Origin of the sequence: Planktothrix tepida PCC 9214 (genome assembly GCF_900009145.1) — a bacterium.
GTDB lineage: Bacteria > Cyanobacteriota > Cyanobacteriia > Cyanobacteriales > Microcoleaceae > Planktothrix > Planktothrix tepida.
In genome coordinates, this window is record NZ_LN889813.1 from 250,196 (window position 1) to 266,524 (window position 16,329).

12 protein-coding genes are annotated in these 16,329 nt (G+C 38.2%); 5 read left to right on the forward strand and 7 right to left on the reverse strand.

Features of this window, described 5'->3' with window-relative positions; translation table 11 throughout:
* Nucleotides 1-56: 56 nt before the first annotated feature.
* Complete coding sequence (locus tag PL9214_RS23780) at nt 57-1,058, reverse strand: STELLO glycosyltransferase family protein (RefSeq protein WP_072721539.1); 1,002 nt, start codon at nt 1,056-1,058, stop codon at nt 57-59.
* Between the two features lie 174 nt (nt 1,059-1,232).
* Here PL9214_RS23780 and PL9214_RS23785 point away from each other — a divergent pair, with 174 nt between their 5' ends.
* A complete protein-coding gene (locus PL9214_RS23785; RefSeq protein WP_072721541.1) occupies nt 1,233-2,513 on the forward strand; it encodes a tetratricopeptide repeat protein in 1,281 nt (426 codons plus the stop codon).
* 75 nt (nt 2,514-2,588) lie between these two features.
* On the opposite strand, the gene PL9214_RS23790 is transcribed toward PL9214_RS23785, so the two are convergent.
* The gene (locus PL9214_RS23790) at nt 2,589-4,823 is read right to left on the reverse strand and encodes a sulfotransferase (RefSeq protein ID WP_072721542.1); all 2,235 of its coding nucleotides are present in this window, start codon (nt 4,821-4,823) and stop codon (nt 2,589-2,591) included.
* A 42-nt stretch (nt 4,824-4,865) separates the two neighbouring features.
* On the reverse strand, nt 4,866-5,936 hold the full coding sequence (locus PL9214_RS23795) for a glycosyltransferase family protein (RefSeq protein WP_072721544.1): 1,071 nt from the start codon (nt 5,934-5,936) through the stop codon (nt 4,866-4,868).
* Nucleotides 5,937-6,039: 103 nt separating this feature from the next.
* Between PL9214_RS23795 and PL9214_RS23800 the strand changes: the two genes are divergently transcribed.
* Nucleotides 6,040-7,629: a tetratricopeptide repeat protein gene (locus tag PL9214_RS23800; RefSeq protein ID WP_072721546.1), complete on the forward strand. Its 1,590-nt coding sequence runs from the start codon at nt 6,040-6,042 to the stop codon at nt 7,627-7,629.
* Nucleotides 7,630-7,657: 28 nt separating this feature from the next.
* A complete protein-coding gene (locus tag PL9214_RS23805; RefSeq protein ID WP_072721548.1) occupies nt 7,658-7,858 on the forward strand; it encodes a tetratricopeptide repeat protein in 201 nt (66 codons plus the stop codon).
* Nucleotides 7,859-8,212: 354 nt separating this feature from the next.
* Here PL9214_RS23805 and PL9214_RS23810 read toward each other — a convergent pair whose 3' ends face one another.
* Together PL9214_RS23810 and PL9214_RS23815 are read right to left on the reverse strand one after the other, a co-directional pair.
* Nucleotides 8,213-9,910, reverse strand: a complete 1,698-nt coding sequence (locus PL9214_RS23810; protein ID WP_072721549.1) for a glycosyltransferase family 2 protein — start codon at nt 9,908-9,910, stop codon at nt 8,213-8,215.
* Nucleotides 9,911-9,922: 12 nt separating this feature from the next.
* A complete protein-coding gene (locus PL9214_RS23815; protein WP_072721551.1) occupies nt 9,923-11,497 on the reverse strand; it encodes an FkbM family methyltransferase in 1,575 nt (524 codons plus the stop codon).
* Nucleotides 11,498-11,661: 164 nt separating this feature from the next.
* On the opposite strand from PL9214_RS23815, the gene PL9214_RS23820 reads away from it, so the two are divergent.
* The gene (locus tag PL9214_RS23820) at nt 11,662-11,865 is read left to right on the forward strand and encodes a hypothetical protein (RefSeq protein WP_072721552.1); all 204 of its coding nucleotides are present in this window, start codon (nt 11,662-11,664) and stop codon (nt 11,863-11,865) included.
* A gap of 134 nt (nt 11,866-11,999) precedes the next feature.
* Nucleotides 12,000-12,209: a DUF29 family protein gene (locus tag PL9214_RS23830; protein WP_072721554.1), complete on the forward strand. Its 210-nt coding sequence runs from the start codon at nt 12,000-12,002 to the stop codon at nt 12,207-12,209.
* A 126-nt stretch (nt 12,210-12,335) separates the two neighbouring features.
* Here the strand turns inward: PL9214_RS23830 and PL9214_RS23835 are convergent, their stop codons facing one another.
* Together PL9214_RS23835 and PL9214_RS23840 are read right to left on the reverse strand one after the other, a co-directional pair.
* The gene (locus PL9214_RS23835; RefSeq protein ID WP_072721557.1) at nt 12,336-14,600 is read right to left on the reverse strand and encodes a tetratricopeptide repeat protein; all 2,265 of its coding nucleotides are present in this window, start codon (nt 14,598-14,600) and stop codon (nt 12,336-12,338) included.
* A 65-nt stretch (nt 14,601-14,665) separates the two neighbouring features.
* Nucleotides 14,666-16,285, reverse strand: a complete 1,620-nt coding sequence (locus tag PL9214_RS23840; RefSeq protein WP_072721559.1) for a tetratricopeptide repeat protein — start codon at nt 16,283-16,285, stop codon at nt 14,666-14,668.
* Between the last annotated feature and the right edge of the window lie 44 nt (nt 16,286-16,329).

The following is a 16,329-nucleotide window of genomic DNA, read 5'->3' on the forward strand; positions in this document are numbered from 1 at the left end:
TGTATGTTGCTCTATAATTAATTAGGCTTGATGTTATTGGGAATATTAGCTATTCCTTACCCCATATACTTGCTAATTTCTTGACTCCACAATTGGCAAAGTTTAAGGTCAATTTCAGACAAAAATTGATGCTGGTAAAGATGGCTATAAAGCTCTACCATTAACTCACTCGCTTGGCGAGACTCAGATGAAAAGCTTTCTAAAAGATCAATAAATTTTTTAACGTCTGTATAAAGGGGAACTTCTGCTTCAAAATCTTTTAAAAGATTATGTTCATTTCTCAGTTGGTAAACCGAAGGAGATAGGAACAGTACAGCAGAATCCATGCACCATAACAAACGTTGAGCAATATAACCCCGCCAGATATCGGTTACACGACTATGGACTCCAATGGGGAGTAACATCAGAGGAAATGCAGGTTTGTAGAATAAAGTATTTTGAGTATTAAAGGGAGTATAGCAACCTGCTCCCAAAGCTAACTTTTTGCCAGAATCAAAGATAATTTCTGCTTCGGATGCTGTTAATCGATAGATGGCATCCACATCAGGATCTAAATCAGCTAACCCTTGCTGAACATAACAAGTTACTTCTTTTTCGTCTGTTAGAGTTTGATCGATTTTATTTTTAATTGCATCCAGGGGTAAGCCCCGAGGCCATATTTTTTGAGAGGTAAAGTATGAATAAACGTTATAAACTCCCCGTGCTTCAATGATTGGTGTTTTGACTTGACTTGGTACAAAATTGGGATATCGATCAGCATATGGAATATTATCGTCATCGGATTCCGCAATGATCTCCGCGCCTTTTTTTAAAGCATAGAGGTATCCTAATGTTTTTCGAGCGTAATGATTGGCAGGAATCAGAGATGCAATTTCTCCAAATTCGTCATATTGCTGATCAATACTTAAATACTCTGCTCCAGGCACATCAAAGGTAGACGGCGTTTTTTTATCTCCAACAATGATAATATTCCACCCTAAATCTACAAGAATATCTCGATATTTGAAGAGTGCATCTGTGGGGCTGTTAATCGTTGTTAAAACAAAAGCTTTCATCATTATTTTTTTGTTCTTACTCGGCTAGACTTGACTTTTTCCAGATCGGATCAGATGCTGGTCTGTTTTGAGTTTCTCAAATTAATATTACATAATTGAGAAGTCATAAAACAGTTATTTAAAGAGGCAATTTATTGCTTATAATATAATAATATTGAGTGGCAAAATTGACAAGGCATGAACACAAATTTCCAACTCACTTCTCTACAAGACGCAAACTCTTGTTTTAAGCAAGCAAATCAGTACCAGCAGCACCGTCAATTGGATCAAGCCGTGGTTGCTTACCGTCATGCTATCACCGAAAAACCCAACTTTTCCTGGTATCACCACAACTTAGGAGAAACCCTAACTCAATTGGGTCAGTGGGAAGAAGCGATCGCAAGTTACCAAAAAGCCTGCGAACTTAATTCCAACTCGGCTTGGTCTTACTATAACTTGGCAGAACTCCTAGAGCAACAGGGGAGAATCCCCGAAGCAACGGATGCTTATCGCCGTGCTGTGGAACTCAATCCTGATTTTTATGAGTTTCAGCAAAGCCTTGGAAAATTGCTCTGCCAACAAGGACATTTTTCAGAAGCCATCAGTTCCCTACAAACTGCAATTGAATTGGAACCCGATGCAACCTCCTGTTATCAATATTTGTGGGATGCCTTTGCTCGTCAAGGACGGGGAAGCGAAGGCATTGCTTATTTGCGGAAAGCCCTTGAAGTCAGTGCCAACAAATGGGAACTTTATCAACAGTTGGGAGAAGCGTTAGAAGCTCTAAACCAAATTGAGGAAGCCCTTGAGTCTTATCAACAGGTGATTAAACTGAACCCCAAATCAGCCTGGACTCATTATAAGTTAGGCTTGATTAGCAGAAATCAAGGCAAAATGCAAGAGGCGATTACCGATTTCCGTAAAGCCGCAGAAATTGATCCTCAATCCGCCATTTATTATCATTTTCTCGGACATACCTTATCCCTAACTCACCAATGGGAAGACGCAATTACCTCCTATCATAAAGCGTTGGAACTGGCTCCTGATGCGGCGATTATTTACCAACATTTGGGGGATGCTTTAGCGACCTTACAACGGTGGCCACAGGCGGTTACTGCCTATCACCATTCCGTTGAACTTGATCCGAACTCCTTGGAAGCTCAAGATCATTTAGGGTTTGCCTTGGCTCAACTGCAACGTTGGGATGAAGCGGTTGCTGCTTACCGTCGCGCCTTAAATATCAGCGAATCTGATGTTGTTTACCAACATTTGGGGGAAGCGTTGCAAAATCGTTCCCCCTTACAACCTCTTCCCCAAGCTGCTAAAGCGGACTTAGAAGCAGCAGCCCAATGTTACCGTCGAGTCCTTGAATTAAACCCGAACTGGGTATCTACCTACCAGCTATTGGGGGATGTTTTAACTCAACTGGGGGAAACGGAAGAAGCTGAACTTTGTTACCATCGTGCCCAGAAGCCCTAAAACCTGGACTTCAGCCTTAACGTTCCGCCTGGGTAGAGACGTTTCATGAAACGTCTCTACGCGAGTAATTTTAGCTTAATTTAAGTTATGATTTTCTGCCCCACTCAGAGCGATTGGTTCAGATTCAGGCTGTTCTGGAGTGGATGGATAACTTTTAATGAAAGGTAATGGCATTGTTTTTTTGACCATCATTTGGCGCATTAACTGTTGCCATTCCTCAGAATGGGTTAAACCATGGGAATCTAGTTCAAAGCCTTGGGCTAAGGATAATTTAGAAAAGGTTTCTAGCCAAGTCAAAATTGTTTCACTTGGTGAAGTTTTAGTTAATTTCAACGCTTGCTGAAGGTGCTGTTTCATTAAAGGTAATTTACCATTTCGGTAAGCATTCCAAGCATCCCAAATTAATAGGTTGTAGTTGATTTCGCTTTCCGGTTTGGGATCTTCAGCCATTGTTTGCTCTAAGCGTTGCCGTTCCTGCATTTGTTCTAATTGAGCTTGGGATTGAGCTAATTCAACTTGGAGTTCGTGCAGTTGAGCTTGCGATCGCTTCAATTCCGTTTGTAGTTGATGAATTTGAGCTTGTTTTTGTTTTAAGTCTCGTTTGGTTTGCTGGTATTGTGATTGAGTTTGGGTGAGTTGGGCTTGTACTTGTTCAAGCTGCTCAACAGATGTTTCAAGTTCCTGAATATAAGCCTTCTGTTGTTCTAACTGTTGTTGTGCGTCTTGGAATTGTGACTGAGTTTGAGTCAATTCCATTTGCACTATTTCTAATTGAGATACCGATTGTTCTAATTGAGAATGGTATAAATCCAACTCTCCTTCCACTTGATACAGTTGAGAATTTGAGCGTTTTAAATCCCGTTTCAGTTGTTTAACTTGATCCGTTGCTTGTTGCAAAGCTGCTTGTTCTTGGTGCAGTTGAGTTGTTTTTTGTTCTAGTTCTTTTACGGTTTGATGCAGTTGAATTTGAAAGCGTTCTTCTCGCTTTTTAGTTTGTTGTAACTGCATCATTAATTGACTCAATAAAGCTTCAGCTTCATAAATTTTAGCTTCCGATTCCCCAAGTTGAGTTTTATACCGTGTTAAATCGTCCTGAACTTGAGGCCAGTTTAGTTCATAATATTCTAATTCTTCCTGAGTTTGATGTAATTGGGATTGATACCGCATTACATCAAATTGAGCTTGGCTTAGTTGAGCTTTAGTGGCTTCTAATTCGATACGAGTTTGGTTGAGTTGAGTATGAGATTCTTGTAAAACAGACTCGGTTCGTTGTAACTGAGTTTGAGATTTTTCTAAAACGGTTTCTGTTTCCTGTAATTGAGATTGAGACTGATCTAATAAAGCTTCTGCTGTTTTCAATTGAGATTTTGTTTGCTCTAACTCAGTTTTAATTAATTGAGCTTCTTGGACTTCAGCTTGTTGGTCTTGCAATTGAGCTTTTAAGGATTTATTTTCCTGTTCTAATCGACGCCCATTTGCCCAATCTTGAAATGCCCAAGACCGATACAGAGATGGCTTTAATAAGTCTTGCCACGAAAAGTCTGGTGTTTGTTCAGGATGCCATGCTCTCCCTTCAAGTTCCTGATACAGTTCAATGGCTTCAGGAAAATAATAGTCAATTAAAGTCGGTTTCTGACTGTTTGAAGAAATCTCAGTTTTCAATAAAGAAGGATCGTAAGCAGTGGGTGCTGGATAACTTAACTCAACGTTAAACTTTTGATTAATAGTATCAATATAGGCAGTTTGGTTTTGAATAATTGTGTTTAGATTAGTTAGCAGACAACGATGTTGCTCTTGATTATAAAAATTCAGGATTTTTTGATTATAATGCTGCCAATATTTGATGGCTAATTCAGGCTGAGTTTGAAAGATTTCATCCTGTCGCCGATACAGGGAATCTGCAACTTCCCAAGGAGAACGATAAATTAATAAAAATTTGGCTTCGGGTAACAGTTTTGCCCAAAATTCTAAAAATAGAGTAGTTCTAGGTTCTTTCCATCCCCAGACAGCACTTAAAGCATTTTGTTCGATGAGTTCTTTAGCTCGGTCAACAAATTCTTCCTTAATCTCCAAATTGTCCTGTAATGTCCAACCTGCACTACTGGCTCCTTGTGAGTCAAGAATATTCATGTGAAGGTGATAAAAGTCAATATTCTCAAAATGACCCTTTATATTAACGTGATCTGCACCTAATAAATTTCGGCCTATATGAACCCCTGCACTCTGAAGAATTGATGCAGTTAAGGAAGTTCCTGAACGGTGCATTCCGGTGATAATGAAAGCAGTTTGTTCTGGGTTTTGCTTTTGCATAGATTTCCAATAAATTAAAGGGTGAGAGTTGAGGATTAACGTTTACCAAATTTCATGAATATTATCGAGAATCTCTAAAAAAGCTTGACGCTCTTTAAGGAGATTATGTTCATGAACAGTTTGTTTCGCATGGGTTAACATTTCCCCAATTTGAGTTTGAGAATATTGTAAGGCTTGTTGGAGCGCCTTCAATAAACTTTTGATCGTATACTCAGGACGTAAACAATTTCTACCTGAATGACAAAAGGAACGATTTCCAAGACAATCTGGACAAATCACCAGTGTCCCCACTGCCATCCCTTCTAAGGCGGGTAGGTAAAAACCTTCACCTTCTGTTTGGTTCGGAAGAAAGAGAGTCACTTTGGCACGGTTTAGCTTTTGTAGATATTCAGATCTCGGAAGTTGTGCAGTCAGGAGTTCCACGTTCTTCCCTATTTTTTCTAATTCTATCTTTAAGGTTTGTCCCAATTCCGGTTCTTTTAAAGCGGCAATTAAAACTTTATCCTCTTTTTGATGCCAATCTATTCCTTGAGGAATTAAGTTCAGATCCAAGCCACAAGGAATAACAAATATTTCTCCATTCACTTGATCAGTGGCTTCTAAATACGTTTTGATCTCAGTGCTGACACAAATCCGAATCGCTTTATACTTGAGAAAGGGATAACGGGGATTATCAGGATAAGCGTGTCGAACGTGCTGAATTAAATTAATAATCGGAATGGGAGAATTGTTTTTATAGCGTTCATCGAGGAACTGCCAATCTAACCCTTCCATAAAAATTATATCAGAATATTCTAACGGTTGCGATAATATCAATTTTCGCTCTAAATTTAACCAAGGATTACTAGCATCCCAACTGCTTTGAGGCGTAAAATAAATCAAGGGAGAATAGCGTTGGGAAAATTGGACATGATTAAAATAATCCCAAACTTTTAAATGTCCCCCTGTGAACCCTCCATAATCTCGGTAAAATAAAAATGACTGACGTGCAGGTAGAGGCAGAGTTGAGGGAGACTGCCAAGCGTTCATTTTGACTTCAATTTCTTGTAGCCAAGATTGCGATCGCTCTAACTGATATCTAATTTGTTGTAATTTGGAGGAATGAAATTGCATAAATTCCTGTACAATCCAAAACAGGTATTTTATTGTAATTCTTAGCTTCCCTGAAGTCGCCCTCAACTCTTATTGAATCTTAAAATTAACCGAGAATACAGGCATGAGTGTTAGCTATTTTGAAACCGCCAATCAACAGTTACGGACAAGTCAGTTTGAACAAGCCATTCAAACCTATGAACAAGCGATACAGGAAAATCCGACATCCCCTTGGAGTTACTATAACTTAGGGGAAGCCCTCAACCAACAGGGAGATGCCCAAAAGGCGATCGCAGCTTACCAAAAAGCCATTGATTTCAACCCGAATTCCCCTTGGTTTTATGACCGCTTAGGCAGTGTGTTGACTCAGCAGGGTAATTATGGCGAAGCAATCAGTTGTTTCCGTAAAGCCGTCGATCAAGATCCGAGCTTTCATGAATTTTACACGAATTTAGGCTTTGCCTTAACCCAACAAGGCAATTTTACAGAAGCGATTACTCAATTTCAGAAGGCGTTAGAGCTTAAACCCAACAACGGGGAAACCTACTATTATTTAGCACAAGCTTTTGCTCAAAAACATCAATGGCAAGATGCTCTTTCTGCCTATCATCAAGCGTTACAAATTAATCCTTATTGGCCGGAGTGTTATTTGGGTTTAGGTCTGATTCAAGAACAACTACATCAAGCTGATGAAGCTGTGAGCAACTATCGTCGTGCTTGTCAACTGAATCCGAATTTAACCGAAGCTTATCAGCGCTTGCAAGATATTTTAAAAAGTCAAGAACAATGGCAAGAACTCATTAATCTTTGTCGTCGCCGTTGTCAGGTTAATTCTAATTCGGCGGACGCTCATTATGATTTAGGCTCGGCATTAGTTCAACAGCAAGAATGGAAAGAAGCAACAGTTGTTTTGCATCGCGCTTGTGAATTGAATCCTAATTTTGCAGACGCTTATCAACAGTTAGGAAAAGCGTTAGCTGCACAAAATCAATGGCAAGAAGCCGTAACAAGTTATCGTCGTTGTGTTGAACTGAATCCTGATTCTATTCAAAATCAACAAAGTTTAGCTCAAGCACTGGTTCAAGTTCATCATTTAGAAGAAGCAATTACCGTTTATCGTCAAGCTTGTGATTTTGAAACCGCCTCAGCAGAATTATATGAGCAATTAGCACAAGCTTTAGCCCAATTTTATCAATGGGAAGAAGCGATTTCCGCCTATCGTCAAGCCTTAGAACTGAATCCAGAAAATCAGAGCAGCATTGAGTTTGGGTTACAACAACTTTTAGGCAAACAACGCCAATTTGAAGAAGCGATCGCTCAATATCGTCGGAATCAAGAGTTTATTCCTGATTCCTTTGAATCTTATCAAAATTTAGGACAATCTCTCCGACAACAAGGCAACATTGAAAATGCGTTAGTTGCTTTACGTCGCGCTTGTGTTCTTAACCCTGCATCTCCCGTTGCTTATCATCTTTTAGGTCATACCTTTGCTATGTTGCAAAAGTGGGATGAAGCGATTAGTTGTTATCGTCGCGCTTGTGAGATTTATGACCAATCACCTGATATTCATTTACACTGGGCAGAAGCCTTAGAACAAAAAGGAAATTATCAAGATGCCCTTGTTTATTTCCAAAAAGCCATTAACCTCAGACCGGATTTTGATCTCGCTTATGAAGGGATTAGTCGTGTAATTTCAAAAAAAAAACAACGTTAATTTAGATCCCCTCTCCCGATATCGAGAGATGTTACAAAATAGTCCCAATAATCCTGAGATTTATCAGGAATTGGGACAACAATTACATCGTCAAGGCTATTTAAAAGAAGCGATTGATTGTTATCAAAAAGGGATAGAACAACAAGGAGAACCGATTCATTTATGGTTTTATCGGAATTTGGGAGAAGCATTAATCAGTTATCAGTCATCAGTTATCAGTCATCATTGAAGGGGGACTCTGAGACAATTCTTTCCTTCTTCCTATTCCCACGAATTATTCATAAGAATATATTATTATTAATTTATGATTGTTTTGAAATTTAAAACAAAGAGACTCCAACCGGATTTTTTATTGAAAATAATTTTCAAATAGTTGACGAAATCATGGGGGTTGTGGTAAGCTTGAAAAAACACTACCCAAGGGGTTAGTCTGTCTATTTGTAAAAATGACGGCTAGAAGGCTATAACTTCGTTCAAGATTAAGCAAAATTTACAATATTCCGGTTCGATTCTCAATTCCCGATGCACGAGTTTTTGTAACGGAAGATTAAGACAAAATTCGAGACTTGACAAAAACATATTTTTATGCGTTAACCCTGAAAGGTTGGGTCTGGTGAAAATAGCGGTGATAACAATGAATGAATTTTGCCTTTTGGGGTTCATCAGAAATTAAACTGGCTAACCATTGGAAGGTTTGAGTATAAGCGAGACAGTCCAGAGGACGCATCCAAGGTTTAACGGTTGGACGGGAAAAATAGTTCTGGAGGAGTTGCTCAGACTCGGCTGCTATTAAATTAATCTTTTCAACCGTTAACGGTTTAGGCTCCAAACTGCAAATTGTCGGTTGTTCCAAACAAACCGCCGCTGCTCCTCTTGAAGATAAATTTAATAATAGATCAAGGATAGCAGCTTGTTCAGACAGTTGGGGATTAAAGCCACCATAACGCTGTACCCAACTGCGCCGAAATAAAATCGTGCTAGTGCGGATAAATTGCCACAGCGTCGGTAACATCCAGCCATGAACGCCGTGCAAGCCTTCTCGTCCTTGTAATACTGACCCAAAGGCAAGGAGGTTGATGTTGTGATTCCAAAAACTAGACGGGGTTTTCCAAGAACTGAAAACCATTTCTAAAGACCCTGCTTTCTGTTCAAAGCAAGCCACTTGTTGAGCGAGTTTGTTGGGTAAAAACACTTCTGGAGGATGCAAAAATGTGATAAATTCCCCTTCCGCAACTTCTAAACCCTGATTATAAGCGGCTACAATTCCTGAAGACGGTTGATGGATATAGCGAATTAAGGGATATTCTCTGGTTAATAGCGAGCGCATTTCCCCTATAGAATTATTATCATCAACAACAATAATTTCAAAGTCTGTAAAAGTTTGTTGGTAAACACTATCAATGGTGGTAGGTAGAGACGTGCCATGGCGCGTCTCTACACAGGTGGTGGGAATAATGACACTCACCTTCGGGGTGGGATTAGCAGATAGAGGGGTGAGATAAATTGTTGCATCAGCACTATTTCCCGCAAAATGATTTTGAAGAAAAATTTGATTGTGTTGTGCTTCGGTTCCTTGAAACGCTTCTAAACGATGTCCAGGTAGATGATGATAGTCATGATTTTGATGAATTGCAGTAATTATCTGGCTGGCATTAATCACCGGAATATTCTGTTTGAGTCCTTCCCCCACCATCCAGTTATCCCAACCTGCTCGTCCAATGGCAAATTCTGGAAGTTGGGAAAATAAAGGTTTAGGGAAAACGAAATAATCTAATGCGCCTACACCACTGAAAGTTCCAGCTTGATGAAGGCGATCGCGTAAATTTTGTTCCCAATTAGGATTATTATAATCGATGGAATCAGTAATATCCAAATTCCAACGTCTTCCTAATATTAAAAATTGCGGGTATTGGCTGACAACTTGTTGAACCGTTGGTATGAAATCCCTCGTTAAAATAATATCCGAATTAACATAAGTCAAAATTCGGTGAGTGGCTTGTTGGGAAGCTTGGAAAAAAATACTATTTAATAGAGGCGTTCCTTGAGCATTAACGTTGATGTCAGGAATATAACGTAAACCGAACTCTATCGCCGTTTCTTGAGTTCCCTGATCAGTTCCCAATAAGATAATCTCCGGTTGCGGTTGTAACTTTGTCCAACTTTGAATAGCATTCCGTTGAATTATCCCTATCTGACCTCGAAACGGTTTAGGGACTGCAAAAATCGTGATTGTTAACGTGGGTTGAATATGGGGAGAAATTGATAAAGGGGTAGCTGTCACAATATATCCTCATTAATCTTCAAGGGTTTCTGCGAGAACTCTTGCCAATAGTTTAACCATTACTGCATTATCAGATTTTGATTTTTTAGTAACAGTTGGTTCTGGTTTTTGTTGAGCTTGAGTTAAGAGCATTTTAGTTTGTTCGAGTTCGGTTTGCAGTTTAGTGAGTTCTTCTTTCTGTTGATGGTACTGAGCAACATATTGTTCTAACTCAACCTGAACTTCATCGAGTTGAAATTGAGTTAACTCTAATTCTTCTCGAACTTCATGCAGTTCAGAACGGGACTGATCAGATTCTTTTCGGGTTTGTTCGAGTTGAGATTGAGATTGTTGCAGTTCCGTTCGGGTTTGTTCGAGTTGAGATTGAGATTGTTTGAGGTCAGTTTGAGATTGTTCGAGTTGAGTTTGTAATTGTTGGTGTTGAGATTGAGATTGTTGCAGTTCCGTTTGGGTTTGTTCGAGTTGAGTTTGTAATTGTTGGTGTTGAGACTGAGATTGTTGGTGTTGAGTTTGTAATTGTTCGATTTGAGACTGAGATTGTTTGAGGTCAGTTTGAGATTGTTGGAGTTCAGTTTGTAATTGTTCGATTTGAGACTGAGATTGTTTGAGGTCAGTTTGAGATTGTTGGAGTTCAGTTTGGGTTTGTTTGAGGTCAGTTTGAGATTGTTTGAGGTCAGTTTGAGATTGTTTGAGGTCAGTTTGAGATTGTTTGAGGTCAGTTTGAGATTGTTTCAGGTCGGTTTGAGACTGTTCTAACTCGACTAACATTTGATCCCGTTGGGATTGTAACTCAGTTAAATTTTCTGTACTCTGTTGTAGTTGAACTTGAGTCTGCTCCAACGTGACCAAAACCTCTTGGTACTGGGACTGTAAAGTTTCTAGCTGTTCTTGGGTTTCCTGAAGAAGTTGGGAGGTTTGGGATAAAGGTTTAACCGGATTAACTACGTCCTCAGTTTCAAGGGTTTGACGGACATAGAAGGCTTCTCCCCAAGCGGGATGGTAGGGACTGACTTCTGCTACCCGTTGAAATTGGTAATCAGCAAGGAACTGATCAACTTGTTCTACTAATGCACCTCCTTCAAATAGTTCCTGATAATGAACAGTGGTATAAACAGCATCCAGGGTATTGAGAAGTTGGTTAGCACCTTCTAAGGCCAAAAGTTCAGCGCCTTGGATATCAAGAATCAGGATATTAAAGTCAATGGGAGACAGATGGAGTTCTTCGAGAAGACTATCCAAAGTACGGGAGGGGAGGGTGAGTTGTTGAGTTTCTTTGATATTTGGGTAAATTTCGCTGTACCGTTTCCAGGACAGAATGGAACTGCTAGACTCAAGGGAAGTTAGATGGAGGGTAACGGTGTCATTATGGTTGGCAATAGCAGCTTGGACGACTTGAACATTAGGACTCTCAGCAAAGTTGGTTTGTAGGCGTTCAACAGTGCTGGGGTTGGCATCAATGATCAGGGTTTTAACCGTGTCGGGAAGGTTAAGCCGTTTAAGGGTTTTACCATCGGAAGCACCAATAAAAATAATCCCGCGTGGGGCTATGCTGTGTTGTTGGCAGAGGTTGGAGAAGTCGAGTTTCATGGAGGGGTGGTTGGAGTTGAAAGATGAACGGGTTTTATTGTATCAGGGAGTCGAATAGAACCAACAGAACCCGCTAATAACTGCTTTTATCCTGTTATTTAGAGGTCAAGATATTTTGCGTTCGCGTAGATGTTATCGTGGGGTATGATTTATAAGAGGTAAGTATGTTAAAAACGTTTTGGGGTACAGTTAAACAAGGGAAAATCGAATTGCTAGAGCCATCAGAGTTAGTGGAAGGAACGCAAGTGCTAATAACTCTGATTCCTGATGATGAATCTGAATTTTGGCTTCAAGCAAGTAAGATTTCGTTAAATGCAGTTTGGGATAACGCTGAGGATGATGTTTATGCCGAGTTGCTCAAAAAATGATGTCATTCTGGTTCGCTATCCGTTTTCAGATTTGTCTAATTCAAAGGTCAGACCAGCAGTTGTGGTCAATGCCCCACATCCATCTCAAGATATTTTGATTGTCCCTCTAACAAGCAAAACAGAATCCTTGCTTGATGCGCGCAGTTAATCGCCATTTTCATCGTAATCCTAGCTTAAAGTCTCCCATTGTTGATGCTTTAGAAGATGGCTTTGAGGCAGGAGTTGATCTAGCACTCCGAGACACAAATTTGCCCTTGAGAACTTTTCCAACCCAATGTCCATACAAGTTTGAGGAAGTTCTCGCAGATAGTTTTATTTGCGATACTCGCCAAGATTGGGAATAATTGTTTAAATATAGCGATCGCTCCCCCACTTGAACAAAGTGAATATTAGGACTTACCAGAAACAAAGATTCAAATAAAAGCGGTTAAATCGCAAGTAGAGGAAGTGATCGCGATCGCACCAACAACTCAAGAAAAATCCCTCAACTTAGATAGAACTTGATCTAATTTACCTTGAATGGCAGGTTGTTGTGAATTCAGTTTCAGAGATTGCCGATAGGCTTGAGCGGCGGATTCCCATTCTTCCCGTTCCACTAAAGCATCTGCGAATTGATTATAGGCTAACACATATTTGGGATTAAGTTCTAGTGATTTTTGGTAGAAGTTCATGGCCTCGTCCCAACTCCCTTGTTTTTGGTAAGCAGAAGCTAAACCCCTATAGACATGGGCTGCTTTTGGGTTAATATTAATCGCCTGTTGATACGCATGAATCCCTTCCTCTATTTCATCCAATTCAACGCAACATTCTCCCAACCAATGATAGGAATCACTACGATTAGGATTTAACTCAATTGCTTGCTGAAAACTGACCATCGCTGTAGTTGTTAATTTTTGCCATTTGAGTGTTTGACCTAAACCCAAATAAGCTGAAACCAAACTTGGATTAAGAGTTAAAGCTTGATAAAAATGGGTTAAAGCTTGCGTGTAGTTTTTCTGATTTAGAGATTCTGTTCCCTGAGCAGAATAGATTTCAGCTTTTTCAAGGTGTTGTAAGTTAGTATATTCGTTGGTATCCAGTTTACTTTTTTGAATCAATACTTCTAAGAAGGGTAGGTAAACTTCTACTGCATCAGGACATAATTCCAAGGTATGATGATAAGCAGCGATCGCTTCTTCTAGTCTGCCAAGTTGTGCAAGGGTTTTACCCAATTGTAATTGGGCTGTAAACGAGTTAGGATAGATTTGAATAGCAGTTTGGTAATGGGATAAAGATTGCTGCCAATTTCCTTGGGAATAAAGAATATCTCCTAAGCCAGTGTAGGCCTCTGCACAATGAGGATTAAGTTCAATCGCTTTTTTATAATATAAATAAGATTCTCTTTCATTTTCTTGTTGCTTAAAAATCTTCCCTAGCTGCAAATATGATCCATAAAATTTAGGATTAAGTTCAATCGCTTTTTTAAAATAAGAAAAGGCAGATTCTAGGTTTTTCATTTTCAGCAATACCTCTGCTAATTTATAGCAGTAAGAAGCTGATGAGGGTTTTAGTTGGATTGCTTTTTTGTAAGATTCAATGGCTTCTTCAAAATAGCCCATTTGGTTTAAAACATCACCTAAGTTATAGTAACATATTGCCGAATCAGGATAGGAAATAATCGCTTTTCGATATCCAGCGATCGCTTCCACCATTTTTCCTATTCTTTTTTGTTGATTAGCTAGTTTTAAACTTTCACAAGCCAGTTGATGATTTGCATTTGCTCGTAGGTTACTATTATAACGAGTTGGTAATACTTCACTATAGGTATTCATTTGTTTTCGAGGAATATAACCTTCTTTGTTAAACTCTTTTGCTTTGTTATCCATCTTTACAAATAGTGGATTTAAGGCATTAAAATCAACAGATTTACCTTGTTTATGTGAGTTATACAGATCATAAATTGTGTTCAGAGTTGCTGGTACTAAATCTGCTAAGAAATGAGCATGAACTGAATGTTCATTTACAAAAACTGTCCGATCTCTTTCTGTCATGGGTAATAAAGGATCTAACTCATTATTTATATCTCTAACTAAAACATTAATCCCATTCCACCAACCTTTTCGCACCTCTTGATTTTCTTCTGGGGTCATGTGATTAGGATGACAGCGAGTATAGGTTTCAAACAAAAGTTTATATTCAGGATGAGTCACTAAAAAATCATAATTTGCTTGTCGAATATGCAAATAATTGCAATCATCAATAATAATTAAAGCTTTTTCGTGAAGATAGGGGAGGATCAACTCTAAGCACATTAACTGACTGCGATAGTCATGAGGCCCATCCACAAAATAAACACCTACCTTTTTATCTCCAATATATTTATCTAAATTTAATAAAGCATCTTCATAATCTTGATTAATTAGATGAGCATTTTTAACTCCCAGTTCTTTTTTTCGCTTCAAAATAATTGAATAGTTCTTTTTGTCTTGATCAAATTGAGCAAAGTTATCTATTCCATAGCAACAAATATTCGGACAAGCACTTGCTACCGATAAAAGTGTGAGTCCCTGAAAAACTCCTACTTCTAAATAACACGCCTTTTCTTCTTCAGCAAATAACGTAGAAAATCGTTGCAGAATACCAATCACTTTTTCTCCAGAAAAACCAGTCAAAATATCTTTATTAGGTTTTTTCTGAAAGCCATTAGCTTCAGATTCATTAACTGCATTAATTAGATTGTTTAGATTTATACTCACCTTATTTATTCCTAAAACTAAACTATCTGGAATTCAAAAATCACTCATTAAGATTTCATCATTGGTTAAGGTTTTTCTTCCATCAAGCTTTGGGCTAAGTTCTCCAAACTATTTACATTTTTCAATGTTACTAATTCAGGGAACTCCAGCCGAGAACAAGTTTGACAAGGACTACCTTTAGGGAAAAATCGAATTAAATTTTTGCGCCAATTTACAAGTTGCTGATCTACATAATGTTCAAAAATACTTCTTCCATCGTTTAAATTTCCAATAATATATTGATCATGCTCAGGCAAATCAGCGTAAACATTGCAGCATGGTAAAACATTACCACGGTAGTCTACACTCAAATCCTCAAATGGATAAAAACAAGGACAAGAACGATTGATGACGGTAGGCCCTACGTCTACAAGCTCTCCTCTGTTAAAACCAATAGATGCTATATTTCTTCCCCAAATATTAATTAAAGTATCTTTATAGTTTTCCTTAATTGAATAACCAAAACCTTTCGTGTAAGAGGGCTGTTTTCGTTTTAATTCAAGTTTTTCCGCCATTCTACTCATTTTTTCTACAATGTACTGCTCATCAAAGACACCATTTTTAGGACCGTAGATTGAAATATTTAAACTCATCAATCCTGATTTTTGAAGTTCTTCTAAATAATTAAAATCTAAATAATCGCCGTTTGTATTGATGATGATGTTTGCTTTGGGTAGATAGTATTTTGCTTGAGTAATTCTTTGAAGAATTATTTTATCTGCTAAAGGTTCATTATACTGATGAAAACCAAATATACCGTCATAATGTATTAAAGCTAATTCTTTCAGAATATTCAGATATATTTTTTCATCTAAATATTGGTTCTCTTTCAAACGAGTTCCATATTGGTTGGGACAAAAAATACATTTTCGATTGCAAAATGAAAAGACTTCTACATGAACACGCCTAATAGAATTTTTAAATAATTTCTTTGCAATATCAATTTCTGATATAGGACGAAAATGTCGATCACTTATATAAATTTGTTTTCCTTTAAAAACCACTGTAGCATATTTATCAGAATCCAAGTCCGATTGACAGATTGTATGGTTATTAACTTGAAAGGCTACACCAGGCTTCTCTATTAATACATGATTAGATTCGGAGTCTAAGGCATAAGGATTAATATTATTTGCAGCACGGTAAGCAGACATCGCATTATCCCAATCTTGAAGTTTTGCAAAAGCATGGGCAAGACTGATATAATAATAATGTTTTTTTGAATCTAACTCAATCGCTTTTTTATACTCAACAATTGCTTGATTCCAATTTCCTTTCTTCTCTAAAGTTCTTCCAAGTTGATAGTTAAATTCAGGGTCGCCCGAACCATTATTTATCGCATTTAAAAAACAAACGATAGCTTCATCTAATAAATTTTCATCTTGACTTAAAACCTTTGCTAATCTATAATTAAAACAGGCTGATTTTGGGTTTAATTCAATAGCTTTTCGGTAATGCTGAATCGATTCTTCCAAATTACCAACTGCTCCTAAAGCCTCACCCAATTCATAATAATACCAGGAAAAAGTAGGATTATTTTCAATGGCTTTAAGATAAATTATGATAGACTCGTGTAACTTCCCTTCCCGTTGAAGTTGTCTAGCTTTCTTTAAAAAAACATTTTGAGTTGGGTTTTCATTAGACATAAGCTAATTAATAAAAATAAAAAGATTTGTTATATTAATGGGAA

Excerpts from the sequence above, each read along its gene's own strand:
- PL9214_RS23780 (WP_072721539.1), bottom strand. The coding sequence starts at position 1,058 with ATGATGAAAGCTTTTGTTTTAACAACGATTAACAGCCCCACAGATGCA.
- PL9214_RS23785 (WP_072721541.1), top strand. The coding sequence starts at position 1,233 with ATGAACACAAATTTCCAACTCACTTCTCTACAAGACGCAAACTCTTGT.
- PL9214_RS23790 (WP_072721542.1), bottom strand. The coding sequence starts at position 4,823 with ATGCAAAAGCAAAACCCAGAACAAACTGCTTTCATTATCACCGGAATG.
- PL9214_RS23795 (WP_072721544.1), bottom strand. The coding sequence starts at position 5,936 with ATGCAATTTCATTCCTCCAAATTACAACAAATTAGATATCAGTTAGAG.
- PL9214_RS23800 (WP_072721546.1), top strand. The coding sequence starts at position 6,040 with ATGAGTGTTAGCTATTTTGAAACCGCCAATCAACAGTTACGGACAAGT.
- PL9214_RS23805 (WP_072721548.1), top strand. The coding sequence starts at position 7,658 with ATGTTACAAAATAGTCCCAATAATCCTGAGATTTATCAGGAATTGGGA.
- PL9214_RS23815 (WP_072721551.1), bottom strand. The coding sequence starts at position 11,497 with ATGAAACTCGACTTCTCCAACCTCTGCCAACAACACAGCATAGCCCCA.
- PL9214_RS23820 (WP_072721552.1), top strand. The coding sequence starts at position 11,662 with ATGTTAAAAACGTTTTGGGGTACAGTTAAACAAGGGAAAATCGAATTG.
- PL9214_RS23830 (WP_072721554.1), top strand. The coding sequence starts at position 12,000 with ATGCGCGCAGTTAATCGCCATTTTCATCGTAATCCTAGCTTAAAGTCT.
- PL9214_RS23840 (WP_072721559.1), bottom strand. The coding sequence starts at position 16,285 with ATGTCTAATGAAAACCCAACTCAAAATGTTTTTTTAAAGAAAGCTAGA.